20 protein-coding genes and 1 tRNA gene are annotated in these 19,175 nt (G+C 66.6%); 5 read left to right on the top strand and 16 right to left on the bottom strand.

Features of this window, described 5'->3' with window-relative positions; genetic code table 11:
• Nucleotides 1-3 precede the first annotated feature (3 nt).
• Entirely contained in the window at nucleotides 4-195 is a 192-nt protein-coding gene (locus tag GGQ80_RS03115) for a hypothetical protein (protein ID WP_183982386.1), read from the bottom strand.
• A gap of 82 nt (nucleotides 196-277) precedes the next feature.
• A complete protein-coding gene (locus GGQ80_RS03110) occupies nucleotides 278-481 on the bottom strand; it encodes a helix-turn-helix domain-containing protein (protein ID WP_183982385.1) in 204 nt (67 codons plus the stop codon).
• Between the two features lie 135 nt (nucleotides 482-616).
• On the opposite strand from GGQ80_RS03110, the gene GGQ80_RS03105 reads away from it, so the two are divergent.
• Together GGQ80_RS03105 and GGQ80_RS03100 are read left to right on the top strand one after the other, a co-directional pair.
• On the top strand, nucleotides 617-1,180 hold the full coding sequence (locus GGQ80_RS03105; RefSeq protein ID WP_183982383.1) for a hypothetical protein: 564 nt from the start codon (nucleotides 617-619) through the stop codon (nucleotides 1,178-1,180).
• On the top strand, nucleotides 1,177-1,500 hold the full coding sequence (locus GGQ80_RS03100; RefSeq protein ID WP_183982381.1) for a hypothetical protein: 324 nt from the start codon (nucleotides 1,177-1,179) through the stop codon (nucleotides 1,498-1,500). The genes GGQ80_RS03105 and GGQ80_RS03100 overlap by 4 nt, the downstream gene beginning before the upstream one ends.
• Before the next feature lie 25 nt (nucleotides 1,501-1,525).
• Here GGQ80_RS03100 and GGQ80_RS03095 read toward each other — a convergent pair whose 3' ends face one another.
• The 4 genes from GGQ80_RS03095 to GGQ80_RS03080 all read right to left on the bottom strand — a co-directional run bounded on the left by GGQ80_RS03095 (nucleotide 1,526) and on the right by GGQ80_RS03080 (nucleotide 5,501).
• On the bottom strand, nucleotides 1,526-3,001 hold the full coding sequence (locus GGQ80_RS03095; protein ID WP_183982379.1) for a hypothetical protein: 1,476 nt from the start codon (nucleotides 2,999-3,001) through the stop codon (nucleotides 1,526-1,528).
• Nucleotides 2,994-3,458, bottom strand: coding sequence for a DUF5681 domain-containing protein (locus GGQ80_RS03090; RefSeq protein ID WP_183982377.1), 465 nt, complete (start codon nucleotides 3,456-3,458; stop codon nucleotides 2,994-2,996). Before GGQ80_RS03090 ends, GGQ80_RS03095 begins: the two co-directional genes overlap by 8 nt.
• Entirely contained in the window at nucleotides 3,433-4,830 is a 1,398-nt protein-coding gene (locus GGQ80_RS03085) for a site-specific DNA-methyltransferase (protein ID WP_183982375.1), read from the bottom strand. Before GGQ80_RS03085 ends, GGQ80_RS03090 begins: the two co-directional genes overlap by 26 nt.
• 580 nt (nucleotides 4,831-5,410) lie before the next feature.
• Nucleotides 5,411-5,501 (bottom strand) — tRNA-Ser (locus GGQ80_RS03080).
• Between the two features lie 93 nt (nucleotides 5,502-5,594).
• Between GGQ80_RS03080 and GGQ80_RS03075 the strand changes: the two genes are divergently transcribed.
• The gene (locus GGQ80_RS03075; protein WP_183982470.1) at nucleotides 5,595-6,446 is read left to right on the top strand and encodes a peptidylprolyl isomerase; all 852 of its coding nucleotides are present in this window, start codon (nucleotides 5,595-5,597) and stop codon (nucleotides 6,444-6,446) included.
• 181 nt (nucleotides 6,447-6,627) lie between these two features.
• Here GGQ80_RS03075 and GGQ80_RS03070 read toward each other — a convergent pair whose 3' ends face one another.
• The 7 genes from GGQ80_RS03070 to GGQ80_RS03040 all read right to left on the bottom strand — a co-directional run bounded on the left by GGQ80_RS03070 (nucleotide 6,628) and on the right by GGQ80_RS03040 (nucleotide 15,960).
• Entirely contained in the window at nucleotides 6,628-7,224 is a 597-nt protein-coding gene (locus GGQ80_RS03070; protein ID WP_183982373.1) for an ABC-type transport auxiliary lipoprotein family protein, read from the bottom strand.
• Between the two features lies 1 nt (nucleotide 7,225).
• Entirely contained in the window at nucleotides 7,226-8,191 is a 966-nt protein-coding gene (locus GGQ80_RS03065; RefSeq protein WP_183982371.1) for an MlaD family protein, read from the bottom strand.
• Nucleotides 8,191-9,087 carry an ABC transporter ATP-binding protein gene (locus tag GGQ80_RS03060; protein WP_183982369.1) on the bottom strand — a complete coding sequence of 299 codons (897 nt, stop codon included), beginning with the start codon at nucleotides 9,085-9,087 and terminating at the stop codon, nucleotides 8,191-8,193. Before GGQ80_RS03060 ends, GGQ80_RS03065 begins: the two co-directional genes overlap by 1 nt.
• On the bottom strand, nucleotides 9,087-10,184 hold the full coding sequence (locus GGQ80_RS03055) for an ABC transporter permease (protein WP_183982367.1): 1,098 nt from the start codon (nucleotides 10,182-10,184) through the stop codon (nucleotides 9,087-9,089). Before GGQ80_RS03055 ends, GGQ80_RS03060 begins: the two co-directional genes overlap by 1 nt.
• Nucleotides 10,185-10,248: 64 nt before the next feature.
• Nucleotides 10,249-11,514: a DUF445 domain-containing protein gene (locus GGQ80_RS03050; RefSeq protein WP_221364130.1), complete on the bottom strand. Its 1,266-nt coding sequence runs from the start codon at nucleotides 11,512-11,514 to the stop codon at nucleotides 10,249-10,251.
• Between the two features lie 42 nt (nucleotides 11,515-11,556).
• Complete coding sequence (locus tag GGQ80_RS03045; RefSeq protein ID WP_183982365.1) at nucleotides 11,557-14,790, bottom strand: efflux RND transporter permease subunit; 3,234 nt, start codon at nucleotides 14,788-14,790, stop codon at nucleotides 11,557-11,559.
• Between the two features lie 3 nt (nucleotides 14,791-14,793).
• Nucleotides 14,794-15,960 carry an efflux RND transporter periplasmic adaptor subunit gene (locus GGQ80_RS03040; RefSeq protein ID WP_183982363.1) on the bottom strand — a complete coding sequence of 389 codons (1,167 nt, stop codon included), beginning with the start codon at nucleotides 15,958-15,960 and terminating at the stop codon, nucleotides 14,794-14,796.
• A 209-nt stretch (nucleotides 15,961-16,169) separates the two neighbouring features.
• On the opposite strand from GGQ80_RS03040, the gene GGQ80_RS03035 reads away from it, so the two are divergent.
• Nucleotides 16,170-16,901: an SIMPL domain-containing protein gene (locus GGQ80_RS03035; RefSeq protein ID WP_183982361.1), complete on the top strand. Its 732-nt coding sequence runs from the start codon at nucleotides 16,170-16,172 to the stop codon at nucleotides 16,899-16,901.
• A 63-nt stretch (nucleotides 16,902-16,964) separates the two neighbouring features.
• Here GGQ80_RS03035 and GGQ80_RS03030 read toward each other — a convergent pair whose 3' ends face one another.
• The 3 genes from GGQ80_RS03030 to GGQ80_RS03020 form a co-directional block, all read right to left on the bottom strand.
• Nucleotides 16,965-17,222, bottom strand: a complete 258-nt coding sequence (locus GGQ80_RS03030; protein WP_183982359.1) for a GlsB/YeaQ/YmgE family stress response membrane protein — start codon at nucleotides 17,220-17,222, stop codon at nucleotides 16,965-16,967.
• Nucleotides 17,223-17,326: 104 nt separating this feature from the next.
• Nucleotides 17,327-17,626: a CtrA inhibitor SciP gene (gene sciP, locus GGQ80_RS03025; RefSeq protein WP_183982357.1), complete on the bottom strand. Its 300-nt coding sequence runs from the start codon at nucleotides 17,624-17,626 to the stop codon at nucleotides 17,327-17,329.
• Between the two features lie 102 nt (nucleotides 17,627-17,728).
• Entirely contained in the window at nucleotides 17,729-17,926 is a 198-nt protein-coding gene (locus GGQ80_RS03020) for a hypothetical protein (protein WP_183982355.1), read from the bottom strand.
• Between the two features lie 146 nt (nucleotides 17,927-18,072).
• Here GGQ80_RS03020 and mnmA point away from each other — a divergent pair, with 146 nt between their 5' ends.
• Nucleotides 18,073-19,173, top strand: coding sequence for a tRNA 2-thiouridine(34) synthase MnmA (gene mnmA / locus GGQ80_RS03015; protein WP_183982353.1), 1,101 nt, complete (start codon nucleotides 18,073-18,075; stop codon nucleotides 19,171-19,173).
• Nucleotides 19,174-19,175: the final 2 nt, after the last annotated feature.

The raw sequence follows: 19,175 nt of genomic DNA, 5'->3' as shown, positions 1-19,175 counted from the left end.
GGATTAGTCGGGATAGCGCTGCATGCGTCGGATGCTGTCGACGGCATCGGCGATCGTCAGAATGTCGTTCGCGGCCGCCCGCATGGCGCTGGTCAGTTCGGCGCTCGCTGGCTCCAGGACCAGCCTCGCGGACAAGTCCTCGAGCAGCATTCCGGCCGCGGCCATGAAGGCCCGTATCTTCTCGTCATCGGTCATCGCAAAACCTCCTGTGCCCGACAGGAGCCCGCAATTGGCCGGTCAATCCATACGCAGCTTTTTTACTGCCGCTTCAGATTGATCAGGCGATCAGATCACTCGCCGACACACCGAACGGCACCGCAAGCTTCTCGACGATCGTGATCGTCGGGTTGCGCGCCGCGCGCTCGATGTCGCTGACATAGGTGCGGTGGATGCCGGCGCGGTCAGCGTAATCCTCTTGGCTCCAGCCATGCTGCCCACGCAAACGTCGCAGGTTCGAGGCAAGGCGCTGGCGGATGTCCACAGGGCCATGAAGACCGCGCTGTCGACGTTCGATCTACAGACGATCAGTGACATTCCTGTTGATTTCACTGCCGCGTCGAGCATGAAGTCTGTCACTGATCGTCGACAGTAAAGCCGACGACAGCGGGAGTGAGAGATGACCGCCTACCACGTAATGCGCGCCGGGCTGGGGAGCCTGGGTGTGCTGATGCTTACCTTGGCACCAGCAACCGACGCGCTGTCCCAGCGCAGGGCCGCGGCAGCACCGTCGCGACCGTCGGCAGAGAAGGAGAGCGCACCCGCCCTGAACGCCGAGGCCGTCGCGGAGGCGCGCCGTGAGTTGGACAACAACCTGCTCGACTATCCCCGCGCCCGCTTCCGTACCGTCCGGCTGGTCCAAAGCAGCAAGCGCTTCAAAGCCTTCTGCGGTGACATCAACGTGACCAACCGCATGGGCGGTTACAATGGTTGGCAGCCCTTTGTGCTGCCGCTAGGTAAGGACGGGGTCGCAGGCCTCTACGACAAGCCCACCATTACGGGGCAGCCAACGACGATAGGCTCCGTCATGAGCAAATATGGGCAGAAGAGCAGCGTCAGCGATATTGCCGGGCGGCAGGTCAGCGGCGCGTGCGGAAGCGATGCCACAAGGCTCGACGACACCGACTATGCTGCGGCCCTATCCTACGATCGACAAGGGCAAGGTTCGGAGCCAGTGCGATGAGCGGACGTACCGCTGCCACGCTGATGCTGGCCATCGCGACCACGGCGTGCGCCGCCACACCTTGGAACTTTCCGGTGCCGACCATGATCGGTGATCAACAGGGTGTCTCGATGACCGGCTTCATGAAAACCGACAGCGAAGCTGAGGTGCGACGACGGCTGGCCGAGCGGATGAAGTGCCCGGGCCAGCTCGACTTCGCCAGCCTCGTCACGCAACGCGCGGACAATGCCGTGGGCACAAAGATACTGCAGTATCGCGCCGTCATGCGATGCGTTGGTGCAAGTCCTCCCGGAACGGGAGCACCTCAGCCCTCACAATAAGAGCTTCTTTTTCCGTCGCCCCATATCATCGTCGCCGAGCGGGGTCGGGACGGCGGCTGCCCTTCGCCAGCACCGCAGCGCGGGCGTTGCGGTTCATCACCCAATGCGCAAATTGCGTGACGCTATCCACCTGGTCATCGTGCGCGAGGTACGGAAAGCCCGTCATCTCGCGCTTCAACGATGCCAGCCATGGCGCCGATTGCGGGAAACGGATCTTGCCACTGTAGAGCCGTTCGACACTGACGGTCAGACGATCCTCCTTGCTCATCTTGGGAGTGATCGCCTGCCTCGCGCAGGACGGCGCATGATGGTCGGGCTCGCTCGTGCATCGAAGGTCTCGGGCAAGATCGGCGAGAAGCGCAATGCCGACGCCGGCATTTTCCACCAGAATCGTGTCGGTCTGCCATCGCTTACGCTCGCTTCGCACGAGCGCGAGGAGGTCGGCATAGAGCTTACGGACCTGCTTGACCTCGAGGAGCAGCCAACTGTCGTTGTGGAAGCCCCAGGTCGTGCATACCGAATAGTCCGACTTCGGGCCGTCGCTGAGCGCAGTATCCCATGATTGGACCACATGGAGGATGCGGTCGCGCGGCGGCGCTTCCTCATAGGTCTGAATGCGATTCCACTCGATCAGTGCACTATCCGGCGGCGTCGGGTTCTGCTGGTATTGCGCTTCGAAATCCGGACCACCCATGCCCACGCGGATCTCGTCGAGAATCTCGCGCGGTTCGCTTCGCGGCTTCAACAGGTCACCGGGCTGGCGAACGAACACCTGTCCGCTCGACAGTCGAAACTCCTGCCGCTCCTCGGCGATCGCGGGCAGATTGAGATGGTCAAAGCCAAGGCCCTGAAGATAGGCGGCGATGTCCTCTTCGTGGAGGCGCTGCTGAACCGCGATGATCGAGCCCGCCGCCTTGTTATTGAGACGGCTGACCAAGGTATTACCGTAAAAGTGCCGAGCGCGCTCGCGCGCAACCGGCGAACGAGCATCCGCCGCCTTCATCAGGTCGTCGATGATGATGAGGTCGCCGCCGAGGCCGGTCAGCGTCCCGCCCAGCGAACTGCCGAGCCGGAAGCCGTTCTGCCGTGTCCGGTATTCCCGCACCGTGTTGCGCTCGACGTTGAGCGCCGTGTCGGGAAAGACGTGAGCATACCAGCCCGAGCGGACAACCTTCAGGAAATTGCGCGAATGATCCGCGGTGAGGTCGCTGGCGTAACTCACCGTGAGGATGCGTTTCGTCGGGTCCCGCCCCAGCACCCATGCCGGCAGCGCGATGGATGCCGTCACCGATTTCAGATGACGTGGCGGGATGGTGACGAGCAGCCGTTTGATCTCGCCGCGCTCGACGCGGGCAAGATGATCGCACAAAACGGGTAGATATGTACCGCGCTCCAGCGTCTCACCGGGGTCGAGGGTCGCAAAAACCCGTTCCACGAACGCCTGGAAGTCGGTGCGGCATACCTGGTTCAGTGCGGATGGTATGTCGAGCGGCCTATCCATGGGTCCCGCTCCCCCCGCCTTGCCGGCGCAGATACTCCTCCATTATTTCACGCTCGCGCGCTGGATCGGTGTCCATCGGTGGCAGCGTCGTCTTCGAGGCCGCCTCGTCGCCATATTTAAGAACCGCCTCGATCGATCTGTGATCGCCCTTCATCGCGTTATCGACCAGCCGCATGACAATAGCCTCGCGCTTCGCGACCTTCGTCTGGCGACCACCGACCGTGGCGTTCACCGTCCGGTCCAACTCACGCTTGATCAGCGTGGCGAAGTTCTTCGACCCTTTCGGGCGCCCCGCAGGATTGCCCGAGGTTCCTTTGGTGAAGCGATAGGCGCGCGGGGGTTGCCCCCGCGCTGCACGATAGTCGTCGGCACCCGACGGCTGATTGCTACCGTCGGCATTGCCTTCAGAGGAGTCTGACATGCCACCCTCCTCACGCTGCACGACGCGTGCGAACACGCGGCGGTGGAAATGCCTGAGCGTCCGTAGTCAGTGCACCAGCGGTTCGTTCCGCCCTCACCTCTCGCCAGGTCTGACCGGTTGTAGCCAGGCGCGCCTCCTTGCCCGAGAAGTCCTGCCATCGATTGATCGTGGTATCGACATAGCGCGGGTCGAGATCCATCGCGGCGCCGCAACGCCCCGTCTTCTCGGCTGCCACGATCGTCGTGCCACTGCCGGAGAATAGATCGAGCACCAGGTCGCCGCGCGCCGTGCAGTCGAGGATCGCATCGCTGACCAGCGCTAACGGTTTGACGGTCGGATGCATCTCACGGTCGCGCTGCTTTTCAGGCCCGAAGCCATTCACGCCAGGATACTGCCAGACGTTGCTCCGGTTGCGGCCGTGCTTGCCGAGCTGGACGCGGTTGCAATGCGCCGCACCGGGCTTGGCGAGCAGGAAGATCAGTTCATGTGCCGACCGGTAGAAGCCGCCCATGCCCGCTTGCTTCGACCAGACGATGAGATTTAGCAGCTCGAACTCATTGGCTTCCGCCGCATCGAGCACGTTGCGCATGTGACGAAAGTCCATGCAGATGTAGGCGAGCCCTCCCGGCCGTAGGGCCTCATGCATCCGAGCAAAACTGGCGGTTAGGAACTCGGTGAATTGACCGTCGGTCATCTCTCCCGAGGCGGAGACGAACTCGCCGTGGTGCGACGAGCCAGTGACATGGCCCTTTATCTTCACGTTAAATGGCGGATCCGAGAACACCACGCGTGCTTCGTTGCCGTCCATCAGCACCTTTAGCGTCTCGGGATGAGTCGCATCGCCGCACAGCAGCCGATGCTCACCGAGCAGCCAGAGATCGCCCACACGGCTAGTGGCGTCGGAGCCGGGCGCACTCACCTCAGCATGACGTTCGTCACCATCTTCGTGGAACATGAGCGCATCAACTTCCGGCGCCGAGAAGCCGGTGACCTCGATGTCAAAGGTAAGATCTAGCTCTACCAGTTCAGCGAACTCGAGCGCGAGGATCTTCCTGTCGAAGCCGGCGAGGCTTGCGAGCTTATTCTCGGCGAGCACGAAAGCCCGTTTCTGCGCATCATCGAGGTGAGAGAGCGTTACGACGGGAACGGTGGGCAGGCCAAGGTTGATGGCGGCTTCGATGCGGGCATTGCCGGCCAGCACTTTTTCAGTCTCATCGACGACAATAGGCACGGAGAAACCGAAGGTCTTGATGCTCTCGCCGATCAGGCGCAGCTGCTCCTTCGAGTGGATCCGCGCCTTACGACCTAGGGCAGCGAGCGAGGCGGGCGGCAGATGACGGACAGCGAGCGGCAAGCCGGAAAGCAGGTCAAGCTGCTCCGACCCCGCCTGCGACAGAGTATCGGTCATAATGATATTCCGATGTGAGTGGTCGCAATCTTAAAGAAAAGTAAAAGCGACCATGTGGGTGAGGGAGGCCAGTGGGCGCCGCAAATACGCGGCGATTTCAAGCTGGCTATGCTTACGAGGCCGTCTGCCTCGTTATCCCTTCACCCATACACTACCTCATTGGTTCTAGCGTAAGCCGCAGATATGTTGGCCAACGCTGAGCTTCAAGACGCAGCCTTTTGACCCTGCAACGATTTTGTTCCATGGGAAAACCTGCCTTGATCGCGATCGCGAAAAAGGCGTGCTATCCGCTTGCGGCGACGGAACTGCTCCGTCGCGGGATGCCGGCTAAGCCAGCAACGCACATGATCTGCACTGTATTAGCCCTGTAAAAGCAGGCGGCCGGCTGCGCAGCGGCATTCCGTACTGCCCCGACTGGCGGCGGAGAAAAATACACGAAAGTCGGCATCGGGCCGCTCTCAGTTCGCCCTCCCAAGTACGGCACTCTACTCTACGAGCGACCGAGAATGGCCGAAGTCCGCGAGCTTTGCCCACGCCGCTCGTTGGAGTTAAGGCTGAAGCTGAAACTTGTGGGACTGAATGGCGGAGCGGGAGGGATTCGAACCCTCGATACGGTTTTGCCGTATACTCACTTTCCAGGCGAGCGCCTTCGACCACTCGGCCACCGCTCCGCATAGGTCCTGGACAGGAGGGGCCGCGTAGCGCGTCGGGGCGTGCGGGGCAAGCGTTGCGCGGCGGCGGCGAGTGAGGCAGGTTCGCGCGCGATGATCTCGCTCGCGCTCGCCACCCTCTTCGCCGCCGCCGTCCAGGCCACGCCGGCGCCTTCGCCCGCCGATCCGATCGATGCCGACTGGCGAGCGATCCCCGACGACGAGTTGCTCGTCATCACGCTCGGCAACGGCAAGCGCGTCGTCGTCCGTCTCGCCGCAGCGCTCGCGCCGCAGCATGTCGCCAACATCCGCACGCTGGCGAAGACGCGGTGGTGGGACGGCGCCAGCGTCTATCGCGTCCAGGAAAACTGGGTCGCACAATGGGGCGACGCGACCGAGAAGAAGCCGTTGCCGGCCGGCGTCACCGATCGCCCTGCCGCGGAGTTCGACATTCCCGCCTTCGCCCCCGCGGTGCGGATGACGCGCGCCGATCCCTATTCCACCGCCTCGGGCATCACCGCCGAGGGCTGGCCGGTCGCGACCGACGGCAAGGCGGCGTGGCTGACGCACTGCTATGGCATGGTCGGGGTCGCGCGTGACGCGCTGCCGTCGACGGGCAGCGGGGCGGAGCTGTTTACGCCGATCGGCCAGTCGGCGCGGCGGCTCGATCGCAACTACACCGTCGTCGGGCGGATCGTTGAGGGCATGCAATATTTCTCGGGCCTGCCGCGGTCCGACGCGCCGTTGGGCGTCTATGCGACCGAGGGCGAGCGGCTGCCGATCGTGACGGTGCGGCTCGCGAGCGACATGCCCGCGACCGAGCGGCCCCACTATCAGTATCGCGCCGCCGACAATCCGCGCTTCGCCGCCGCCGTGCGCCGGCGTGAGAACCCGGAAGCGCCGACGGTGTCGCTGGGCGGCGCGGCGGTGTGCGACGTGCTGCCCGCGGTTCGCAAGGCGCCCTAATCGGGGCGCCGTTGCAAGCTTAGGGTTCGTACTCGATCAGAACTGGGATGGTGATCGCCCGGCGAGGGCCGCTGGCGGCGTCGCGGCGTCGGTCACAATGCTTCGGCATCGCTCCCTCCTCGCTCCTAGCCCGACCGCCATTTCCGCTCCGTTCCGACCCTGTTCTGATCGAGTACGAACCCTAGCGACCGACCCAGTCGGCGACCTGCCCCGCGACCTGGTTGGCCGCCTGGCTGAGGCCGGTGCCGGCCGCATCGGCATCGATCGCAGCGACCGGCACGCGCGCCTCGAAGCGGCGCTTCTCGACGTTTTGCGAATCGGCGCGCATCAGCGACGCGTCATAGATCACCACCGCCTGGCGCGCGCCGGCGTCGAGGCCGAACTGGCGCAACTCACCGCCGAGCCGCGCACCGGGATCGGCGATCGACTGCGCCTGCGACAGCACGACACGCCCGGTCCGCGCGGTCACCGTGTCCGCCAGCAGCCGCGCGAACAGGCGCGCGGGCACCTCAGCCCAGGCGGCGTCCTTGACATAGGCGATCGTCGTCGGCGTCGCCTGCACCGGCACGCGCGTCGTCGCGAGGGACTGCGGCACTGCCGGGACGGCGATCGTCACCGTCTTGGCGCTGGCGCTGCTCTGCTGCTGGCCGACGGGCACCTCGGCGGTCGACGACAGCGTGAGCAGCGAGGGCGGCGGCTTCGCGCCGAAGCTGACGCAGCCGGCCAGCGGCATGGCGGCGGCCAGGACAAGGACGAGCGTTGCGTTGAGTGGCTTCATGTCACTTGCCCTTGTAGTCGGGGAGTTTCTGCTGGCCGATCAGCGAACCGGCACCCTGCTGGTCGACCTTTTCGGCGACCGACGACAGCGACTGCGACATCACGCGCAGATCGCGGACGAGCTGGCCGACCTCGGGGATAGTCTGCTTCGAAAACGCCTGGAGGCCGGGTCGCGCATCCTGGATCGCGGCGTTGAGCGTATCGGCGGACTGCTGCGCCGAGGCGATCGCCTTGTTCAAATTCTGCATCGCCGGCTTGACGTCGTCGGCGAGGACGCCGTTGGTCGTCTGGGCCAGCTGACCGATCTGCTGCGCGGCATCGCCCGCCTGCTGGATCGCAATCCGCGTCTGGGCGAGCGTCGCGGCAATCTCCGGCCCGCGATCGGCGAGCGCATCGGACAGGCGATTGGTATTCTCGAGAATACCGGCGATCGACGCCTGGTTGCGATCCGACAACAGGCCAGTCAGCCGCTCCGTCAGCGTCGACAGCCGCTCGAGCAGCTGCGGCGCCGAATTCAGGATCGCGCCGAGGCCACCCTGCTTGGTCGGAATGACGGGAACGCCATAGGGGCAATCGTTCGGCGACGGCTGGTCGGGGCAGGTGATCGACGGCGCCCCCTTGCGCGCACCGTCGAGCGACACCTGGCTGACGCCGGTGAAGCCGACGCCCGAAATCGTCGCCGTCGTCCCCTGAAGCACCGGCGTGTCGTCGTTGACGCTGATTCGCACCCGCACGAACTGCGGGTCGTTACGCCACAGCGCGATGTCCTTCACCTGACCCGACGGTACGCCGGAGAAGGTGACCGCCGAGCCCTTGGCTAGGCCGTCGACCGACTGTTTGAAGAAGATGTCGTATTCCTTCGACGCGGTCCCGCCCAGCCGGGCGATCCACACGGTGAAGATCGCCAGCACGGCGAGCAGGATCAGCACGACGGCGCCGACGAGGACGTGGTTGGACCGGGTTTCCATCAGTCTGCCTCTGCTTGCGTTGCGGGCCGCCGCCGATTGTCGTCGTCCGTTCCGCCGATCGCCTGTGCCTCGACTAGGTCGACGCGGCGTTCGGACTGGATGTCGCCCTTGCCCGCCTGGGCCGCTCGGCCCCGCGGGCCGTTGAAATATTCCTGGATCCACGGCTGGTCCAGCTTGAGCAGCTCGTCGATCGTACCGACCGCCACGACCTTCTTGTCGGCCAGTACCGCGACCCGATCGCAGATCGCGTAGAGCGTATCGAGGTCGTGGGTGATCAGGAACACCGTCAGCCCCAGCGTCTTCTGCAGCGATCGGGTCAGCTCGTCGAACGCCGCTGCACCGATCGGATCGAGCCCAGCGGTCGGCTCGTCGAGGAACAACAATTCCGGGTCCAGCGCCAGCGCGCGGGCCAAGCCAGCGCGCTTCTTCATGCCGCCCGACAGTTCGGCCGGAAACTTCGGTCCAGCTTCCGCGGGCAGGCCGGTCATCACCACCTTGTACGAGGCGATCTCGTCAAGCAGCGCCTGGTCGAGGTTGGGATAGAATTCGCGCAACGGCACCTGCACGTTCTCGGCGACGGTCAGCGTCGAGAATAGCGCGCCGCCTTGGAACAGCACGCCCCAGCGCTTACGCACGTCGGTCGCCTCGTTCGGATCGGCGTCGATCGTCGGTTCACCGAACACGGTGATCTCGCCGGCCACCGGCACCTGAAGGCCGATGATCGAGCGCATCAGCACCGACTTGCCGGTGCCAGACCCCCCGACGACGCCCAGGATCTCGCCACGGCGAACCTGAAGGTCGAGGTTCTCGTGAACGACCTGATCGCCGAAGCTGTTCTTCAGCCCCCTGACGTCGATGATGACCTCGTCACCGGCGGGACCCTGCGGCTGTGCCATCAGTCCCATCCCAGCCAGGTGAAGAATACCGCGAAGAAGGCGTCGAGCACGATGACGAGGAAGATCGCCTGGACCACCGCCGCCGTCGTGCGCAGCCCGACCTGCTCGGCATTCGCCTCGACCTGCATGCCCTGGAAACAGCCCGCAATCGCGATGATTGCGCCGAATACCGGCGCCTTGATGAGGCCGACGTAGAGATCGGTGATCGGCACGACTTCGCGGATGCGCTGGACGAAGGTGACCGGCGGAATGCCGAGCGTGATCCAGCACAGCAGGCCGCCACCGATCAGCGCGATCAGCGACGAATAGAAGCCGAGCAGCGGCATCAGGATGATCGCCGACATCGTCCGCGGCACCACCAGCGCCTCCATCGGCGATACGCCGATCGTGCGCATCGCGTCGATCTCTTCGGTCAGCTTCTGCGTACCGATCTGCGCGGCGAAGGCAGAGCCAGATCGCCCGGCGACCATGATCGCGGTCATCAGCACGCCCATCTCGCGCAGCGTCAGCCGCCCGACGAGGTTGATGGTGAATACCTCGGCGCCGAACTGGCGCAGCTGCACCGCGCCCTGCTGCGCGATGACGAGGCCGATCAGGAAGCTCATCAGCCCGACGATGCCGAGCGCGGAGACGCCGACGACCTCGAACTGCTGGACCACGGCGTTGAAGCGGAAGCGGCGCGGATGGCGGACGACGCCGGCAAAGGCGATCGCGGTTGCACCGAGGAAGCCGAGCAGGCCGACCAGCGTCCGGCCCGTCGCGACGATCGCGGTACCGATCTCGCCGAGCACGCGCATGACGCTCGACGATGGTCCGGCGCGCGGATGGATGGGGGCCGCGGCGTTGGCGACCTGATCGAACAGCTGCTGATTCTCGCGGCCCAACCCCTCGACGCGGGCACCACGCTCGGCGGCGAAGCGGTGGACGATCCACGCCCCGACGCTGTCGATCCGGCGGACGCCGCTCAGGTCGACCGTCGATACGCCGCTGCTCACGCCGTCGAGGCGGCGCGGCAGGTCGCCGATCCGGGCGAGCAGCAACTCGCCGGTGAAGCGTACCGTCCCGTCGCGCTCGGTGAAGTCGGGCTGACCGCTCATCGCCGCAACCCTTGGGCGAAATGTGCGCGCGCGGCAAGGCGATACGCAACGGCGACGAACCGCATCACAACAGCACGTCGATGCTGTGGATCGCCAGCCCGACGAGCCCGCCGACCAAGGTCCCGTTGACGCGGATATACTGGAGATCGCGACCGACCGCATTCTCCAGCCGGCTGGTGATCGTCCCCGCGTCCCAGCCGCGCACCGTCTCGGACACGAGCCGGACGATGCCGTCGCCATAGGCCGCCGCGGTCCCGACCGCGGTCCGCCGGACGAAGCGGTTGATCGAGCGCGCGAGTCGCACATCGCCACGCAGCGTATCGCCGATCTGGCGCAGCATGTCGCCGATCTGCCCCGCCATCGCCGCCTCGGGATCGCGCGCGATCGAGAGCAGGCGACCGCGTGCCTGTTCCCACAATCCGTCCATCCAGCGCTGCATCGCCGGATTGGCGACCAGCTCCGCCTTCAGCCCCTCGATCCGCGCGCGCGTTTCGGGGTCATATTGCAGGTCCCAGGCGAGGCGATCGAGCCCTTCGTCCAGCTTGATCCGCAGCGGATGCTCGGCATCCTCGACCATGTCGGCGAGCAGCCGGTCGAGGCCGTCGATCAGCTTGTTTGCGACCGTCTCGTCGAGCCCGGTCCAGCGCAGGATCGAGCCCGCCCGCTCATGCACCATCGCACGGATCAGCTCGTCGTTGCTGGCGAGCGCGCGGCCCGCCCAGGCGATCGCGCCCTCGATCAGCGGCCGGTGGCGGCCCTCGGCGATCGCTGCCTTCAGCAGCTGGCCGGTGATCGGCGACAGCTCGATTCGCCGCAACCAGTTGGCGAGCCCGGACTTCACCATGCCGCCGAGGCGCGCGGGGTCGAGTCCTTCGAGCACCTGCGCGACCAGCTTCGAGGCGCCCTGGCGGAATCGACCGCCCGCGGCGGTCGGCGGATCGGTCAGCCAGCGGACGATCGCCGCCGCCACGTCCAGTCGCCGCATCCGCCGTGCGATCACGACGGGGATCAGGAAATTGTCGCGCAGGAACTGCGCCAGCGTATCGCCGATCCGATCCTTGTTGCGCGGCACGATCGCGGTGTGCGGGATCGGCACGCCGAGCGGATGGCGGAACAGCGCGGTGACCGCGAACCAGTCGGCAAGGCCGCCGACCATCGCCGCCTCGCTGAACGCCTGGACGAAGCCCCAGCCGGGGTGGATCGGCGCCAGCTGGCGGCTGGCGAGGAACACCGCCGCCATGAACACCAGCAGCCCGGTCGCGACCAGACGCATCCGTCGAAGCGCAGGCGGAGGGGCCTCCCGGGCCCGGCGCGCGCTGGCGATCGGCATCATACCCGAAACAATCCCCGAAACCGGGGATTGTTCAAGTCGTCATTCCGCCGGTTGCGTACCGTCGTCGTCCCGATAGCCGATCTGGCCGTTGACCGGCGCCAGCCGCGGCCCGCTCGGACCAGCGATGCCGATTACCTCGCTGCCGTCGTCGCCGGGGCGATAGGTGAGCAGACGCCGGCCAAGCCGCGGCCCCGCCCAACGCTCGACGCCCACGGCCAGGCTGAAGACAGCGGGCACGATCAGCAACGTCAGGACTGTCGACAGCGTCAGGCCGCCGATCACGGTGATGCCCATCGGCGCACGGAACGAGCTGTCGCCGCCGATCGACAGCGCGGTCGGGATCATGCCCGCGACCATCGCCACCGTCGTCATGACGATCGGCTGCGCGCGCTTGTGACCGGCATCGATGATCGCGGTGCGCGTGTCGACGCCCTTGATCATCTCTTCCAGCGCGAAGTCGATCAGCAGGATCGAATTCTTGGCGACGATGCCCAGCAGCATCAGCAGACCGATGAACACCGGCAGCGAGATCGGCTGCCCGGCGATCCACAGCGCGATGAGGCCGCCGAGCGGCGCCAGACCCAGCGAGCCCATGTTGACGAACGGCGGCAGCGCCCGGCGATACAGCAGTACCAGTACCGCAAAGACCAGCAGCGTACCGGCGATGACGGCGACGATGAAGTTCTTCATCATCTCCGCCTGCCACTTCGACTGGCCCAGCGTCAGCCGGTTGACGCCGATCGGCAGGTTCTGCAGCGTCGGCAGCTTGTCGATCTGCTGCTGCGCGACGCCCGCCAGCACGCCCGGTGCCAGGTCGGCGCCGACCGTCAGCTGGCGTTGCTGGTTGACGCGGTCGATCTTGGTCGGCCCGGCGCCGAGCCCGATGTCGGCGACGACGCCCAGCGGCACCGAACCGCCGCTCATCGTCGACACCGGCATGTTCTGGATCGTCGAGAGGCTGGTCCGCGACGACTGGTCGAGCGCGACGCGGATCGGCACCTGGCGATCCGACAGCGAGAAGCGCGCCGAATTCTGATCGATGTCGCCCAGCGTCGCGATTCGGATCGCACTCGACAGCGCCGACGTCGTCACCCCCAGGTTGGCGGCGAGATCCAGCCGCGGCCGGATCACGATCTCGGGCCGATTCAGATTGCCCTGCACCCGCGGCGCAACCAGCGTCGGCAGCGCCGCCATCTCGGCGACGATCTTCTGCGCCGTACGGTCGAGCAACGCCGGATCGTCGCCGCCCAGCGTCACCGTCATGTCGCGCCCGCTCGACCCCCAACCGAACTGCGATCGGAAACCGACGCGCGCGTCGGGGATGGCGGCAAGCTGAGGCGCCAGCTTGCGTTCGAACTCGGTGCTCTTGACGGTGCGGTCGTCGCGCAGCTGCGCGGTCACGCTGCCGCGATTGACGCCGCCGCCGCCACCGACGCGCGCATAGACCGACGACACCTCGGGCTGGCGGCGCAGGAAGTCGGCGACCTTGGTCACCACCGCATCGGTCTGGTCGAGCGTCGTGCCCGGCGTCATCTCGATCGTCGCGGTCGACGAATCGGAATCACGCGGCGGCTGGAACTGCATCGGCAGCGCACCGAACATCAGGATCGTCGCGACGAAGGTCAGGATCGCGATGCCGAACACCCAGATGCGGTGATCGCGGAACCGTCCGCGCAGGCGGGAAAGCATCCCGCGCTGCTCGTCGCCCTCGCGCTTGCCCGTGCGCAGAGACCAGCGCAGCACGCTCATGTAAGCGTCCATCGCCCGGCCCTCGCCATGGGTGGCGGTGCCCTGCGCTTTGAGGAAATAGGCCGCGATCATCGGCGTGATGAGACGCGCGACCGCTAGGCTCATCAGCACCGAGGCGACGACCGTCAGGCCGAAATTCTTGAAATACTGGCCCGAAATGCCCGGCATCACGCTGACCGGCATGAACACCGCGACGATCGACATCGTCGTCGCCAGCACGGCAAGACCGATCTCGTCGGCGGCGTCGATCGAGGCCTGATAGGCGGTCTTGCCCATGCGCATGTGGCGGACGATATTCTCGATCTCGACGATCGCGTCATCGACCAGCACGCCCGCGACGAGGCTGAGGCCGAGCAGCGTCATCTGGTTGAGCGAGAAGCCGAGCAGCTCCATGAACCAGAAGGTCGGGATCGCCGACAGCGGGATCGCCAGCGCCGAGATCGCGGTCGCGCGCCAGTCGCGCAGGAACAGGAAGACGACGAGCACGGCAAGGACCGCGCCCTCGACCATCGCGTGAATCGCGCTCTCGTAATTCTCTTCGGTATATTTGGTCGAATCGAAGCGCAGCACGAACTTCACGTCGGGATTGCGCTTCTCGAGTGCGGCCAGCTTCGCCTGCGCGCCCTTGAACACGTCGATGTCCGACGCACCCTTGGCGCGCTGGAAGTCGAAGCTGATCGCCGCGCGCCCGTCGACCGCGGCGCGGCTGCGCTGTTCGGCGTAGAGGTCGCGCACCTCGGCGATGTCCTGCAGCCGGACGGTACGACCGCCGCCCACCGCGATCTGGGTCTGGCCCAGCTCATAGGCGTTCTTGGCATTGCCGAGCACGCGCACAGCCTGCTCCGTCCCGCCGATTTCGGCGCGGCCTCCCGCGGCGTTGAGGTTCACCTGGCGCAGCTGCTGATTGACCTGGCTCGCGGTGAGGCCCTGGCTCTGGAGCTTCAGCGGATCGAGTATGACGCGAATTTCGCGGCTGACACCGCCGTTGCGGTTGACCTTGGCGAGCCCGGGAACGCCCAGCAGCTCCTTCGACACCGTGTTGTCGATGTACCAGCTCAGCTGCTCGGGCGTCATGTTCTGCGCGACGGCGGAATAGCTGGCGAGATCGTTATCGGTCGAATCGGCGCGGCCGACCTGCGGCTCCAGGATGCCGTCGGGCAGGTCGCTGCGCACGCGCTGGACGGCGCTGCGCACGTCCTCGACCGCGCGATCGATGTTGGTGCCGATCGACAGCTGGACCAGCGTCTGCGACATCCCCTCCGTCACCGTCGAGTTGATCTCGTCGATGCCCTGGACGCTGCGGACCGCGGCCTCCACCTTCTGCGTCACCTGGTTCTCGAGCTCGGTCGGCGCGGCGCCGGGCTGCGAGATCTCGATCCAGACGATCGGAAAGTCGATGTCGGGATCGTTGTTGACGCTCATCCGCGAGAAGCTGACGATACCCGCCAGCGTCAGCGCGATGAACAGTACGATCGGCGGAACCGGGTTTCGGATCGCCCAGGCGGAGATATTGCGGAAGCTCATCGATCAGCTCCTTGCGACGACCGGCTTCACCTTCTGGCCCGGTGCCAGGAAGCCGCCCGCCGACCGGACGACTCGTTCGGTGCCGTTGAGGCCGGAGCCGATCACCACGCCGCCGTCGACCACCTGGCTGACCTTGACGTTGCGACGCGCCACCTTGTCGTCGGAACCGACGATATACACGTAACTGCCCTGCCCATCGCTCTGCAATGCGGAGTCGGGAAGCAGCGGCGCCGACGCGCTGCCGCCGACCAGCGTCGCCGCGGCGAAACCGCCCGGCCGCAGCGCCGGATCATAGGCGAGCTGGACGCGCACCGTGCCCTGGCGGGTCTGCGGGTCGATGACTGGCGACACCTGCCACACGGCGCCCTCGAACGTGCGGTCGGAACCGACCGGCGTCACCGTGGCGCGCGCACCCGGATGGATGCCGGCGAGGTCGGCCTCGCTCACCAGCGCGCGCAGCTCCATCTGGCCGCCCTGTGCCATCCGGAACAGCACGCCCGATCCAGCGCTGACGATCTGCCCCGGCTCCGCCTGGCGGGTCAGGATCAGGCCCGCGGCGGGCGCACGGATGTCGAGCCGGCCGTTGCGGGCCCGCGCCTCGCGCAGCGTCGCCTGTGCCACCTTCACGCGCGCCGCGGCGGCATCGCGCGTCGCGGTGCGGCGCTGCAGGTCCGCCTTCGAGATGAAGCCGCGATCGACCAGCGCCTGCGCGCGGTCGAGCTCGGCCTGTGCGATCGACTGGTCCGACTGCGCCACCGCGACCTGTGCCGCCAGCGACTGCGCGGTCTGCGTCTGCACCGAACGATCGACGGTCGCGAGCACCTGCCCCGCCTGGACCCACTGGCCCGGCTCGACCAGGACGCGGGTGATCATCCCGCCTTCGCCCGCGACTCCGACCGGCATCTCGCGCTTGGCGGCGAGCGTCCCGGTCGCCGTGACCTCGCGATCGATCGTCTTGCGGCCGGGCACCGTGACGGTGACGTTGGGCAGCTGAGCGACGGGCTTGCCGCCCTCGACCTTCTTGTTGCCGAACACGAACCAGGCGATCGCCGCCAGTGCGATGACGGCGACGATGCCGATCACCAGCGCGCGCTTGCGCCGCGGCTCCGCCACGTCACCGGGAAGCGCCAGCCGCTCCTCGTGTCCGATCGTTCCCCGGTCGTAGTTCATGCGCGTCCAGTCCCACCCCTGCTCACGGCTCGATCCGCTGTATTATCCAAATAAGGCACCCCACTCAAGCCCCTCATTGCCCCCGGGCGAGCGCGGCAGCGACATGCGCCACAACCGGCCAAATCGCAAGGTAATGCGTGTTCATCGGGGGTTGATTCGCACCCGCCCACAAGCGACGCCACCGCCCACCGACCAAGGGAGAATAAAGCGTGAAGTTGAGTGCCTTCATCGGCGTGGCCGCCGCGATCGCCGTGCCGTCCGCCGTCGCCGCACAACAGACGGCCCCGACGACGGTCGAGCCGTTGATCCCTGCCGCCAGCACCGTCCTCGACATCTCGGCGGAGGGGAAGGCGACGCGTCCCGCCGATCTGGCGACGATACGCGCCGGAGTCGTCAGTCAGGGCACGAGCGCGGGCGCGGCCTTGAGCGACAACGCCGCGCGGATGGCGCGCGTCCTCGCCGCGCTGAAACGCGCCGGCATCGCCCCGCGCGACATCGCCACCGCCGACGTCTCGCTCAGCCCGCAATATCGCTACACCGATGGTCAGCCGCCAGCGATCACCGGCTATCAGGCGACCAACAGCGTCGCGGTGAAGTTCCGCGACGTCGCCAAGGCGGGGCCGATCCTCGACGCGCTGGTAGCACAGGGGGCGAACCAGATCGACGGCCCGAGCCTGTCGGTCGCCGAGCCGGACGCCGCGCTCGACGAAGCACGCGGCGATGCGCTGAAGCGGGCACGGGCGCGCGCCGATCTGTACGCCAGAGCGGCGGGGCTGCGCGTCGCGCGGATCGTGTCGATCAATGAAACCGGTCAAGATGCCGGCGGCCCCAATCCGCCGGTCCTCTATGCCCGCGCCATGGCGGCGGATGCGCGCACCGCGATCCAGCCGGGTGAGAAGGATATCACCGTCACGCTCGCGGTGCGATTCCTGCTTCAGTAACGCAAAAAGGGCCGCCCGGTCGTGCCGGGCGGCCCCTTTCGCCGTAGTGACTGTCTGTCGTGCTTAGCGGACGCTGCCGCGCCGCACGAGGTTGACGATCCCCAGCAGAACGACTGCACCAAGCAGCGACACCAGGAACGACGTCACGGTCAGCGGGGCGTTGTTGATCGAACCGCCGCTCATCACCAGGCCACCGATGAACGCGCCGACGATGCCGACGACGATGTTCAGGAAGATGCCCTGCTGCGCATCAGTGCGCATGATGATGCTCGCCAGCCAGCCGATGACGCCACCGACGATGAGCCAAAGGATAAGTCCCATAAGTCCCTCCGTTTTACCCGATACGCGGGCTGCCGGAGAAAGACTCGCAAGGGGCATATGTTGTTCCGTTGGCGTTTCGGTTTTTGCGCGCCCCGCCCCCCCGGTCAGTATTTCTGCTGGCGTTCGTAGAGCGACTTGTAGTGCTGGATCCGGGTGACGCGCAGGCCCGGCATGCCCGAGCGATCGACCGCGCGCTGCCAGCCGGCGAACTCCTCGACCGACAGGCCGTAGCGATTGCAGACGTCGTCGACCGACAGCAGCCCGCCGTTGACCGCGGCGACCACCTCCGCCTTGCGGCGCACGACCCAGCGCGTCGTCGACGGCGGCGGCAGCGAATCCAGCGTCAGCGATTCCCCGAGCGGGCCGATGACCTTGGCAGGACGGATTTTCTGGTTCTCGATCATACTAACCCTCGATCGGGGCCGGGGCCCCTTCTCCAAACTCGACCCGATTTGAGTAGACCAGGGTCTTGAAGATCGGCTGAAACGCCGCGGTAAACATTGCCTTCACTCGTCTTTCCACCGCACTAGCGCGGCCGCCATTGTGCCGTTGAAGGCACCCGACGAACCATCGGTCGCCGGCGGGGACTCGACCGGCGCGCTCTTCTTCTCGATCTCGAGCCCACCCGTGGCGAGTGCCGCGACGTCGCGCGGCAATCGCGAAAGCGGCTGTCGGCGATCGAAGGGAGAGTGGTTGAGGTTCAAGGCCTTGATCTCTTTGCGGTCATCACCCTTCCGCTCTAGCCGCCATGTCGTGAATTCGCGGTAAAGCCGGTGGAAACAGATCATTGACCTTCCCTAACGCGCCGCCGCTTTGCGCCTTTCGCCACCTTCGCCTATGGGCTGCGGCCATGGATGCGGTCGATTTTCAGCTGGATCAGCCCGGTCGCCGGCGCATCGTCGTCGCCATGTCGGGCGGCGTCGACAGCTCGGTCGTGGCGGCGCTCGCGCAGGCCAGCGGGGCGGAGACGATCGGCGTCACCCTTCAGCTCTACGACCACGGCGAGGCGACCGGGCGGACAGGGGCGTGCTGCGCCGGGCGCGACATCCGCGACGCGCGCGCGGTATGCGACCGGCTGGGCATCGCCCATTATGTCTTCGATCACGAGAGCGCGTTCCGCCGCGACGTCGTCGATCACTTCGCCGACGAATATATGGCCGGGCGCACGCCCATCCCCTGCGTCCAGTGCAATATGGGGCCGAAGTTCACCGACCTGTTCCAGCTGGCCCGCGACCTCGGCGCGGACTGCCTGGCGACCGGTCATTATGTCCGCCGCGTCGTCGAGGCCGACGGCTCCGCACTCTACCGCGGCGCCGATCCGGCGCGCGACCAGAGCTATTTCCTGTTCGCGACGACCCGCGACCAGCTCGATTTCCTGCGCTTCCCGCTCGGCGGCTTGCCCAAGGCCCGGGTCCGCGAGCTGGCGGCGGAGATGGGCCTTGCGGTCGCGGCCAAGCCCGACAGCCAGGACATCTGCTTCGTGCCCGATGGCGATTATGCCGGTCTGGTCCGCAAGCTGCGGCCGGAAGCGGCTACGGGCGGCGACATCGTCGACCTCGCCGGCCGCAAGCTCGGCGAGCATCGCGGCATCGTCAACTACACCGTCGGCCAGCGCCGCGGGCTGGAGATCGGCGGCCAGGCCGAGCCGCTCTACGTCGTCCGCGTCGAGGCGGATGCGCGCCGCGTCGTCGTCGGACCGCGCGCCGCGCTCGCGGTGGCCGCGGCGCGGCTCGAGGATCTAAACCGGCTGGGGCCCATGGACGGCCCGCTGACCGCGAAGGTGCGATCGATGGCGAAGCCGGTGGCGGCGCGCCTCCTCGGCGACCGGCTGGTGTTCGATGCGCCCGAATATGGCGTGTCGCCGGGGCAGGCGGCGGTGCTCTACGCCGGCGACCACGTGCTCGGCGGCGGCTGGATCGCCGAAACCGAGGCGGCGCTGGCCGCCGCCTAACG

Source organism: Sphingomonas jinjuensis (assembly GCF_014197105.1).
Classification (GTDB): domain Bacteria; phylum Pseudomonadota; class Alphaproteobacteria; order Sphingomonadales; family Sphingomonadaceae; genus Sphingomonas; species Sphingomonas jinjuensis.
This window is presented reverse-complemented; position numbering and strand designations above follow the sequence as displayed.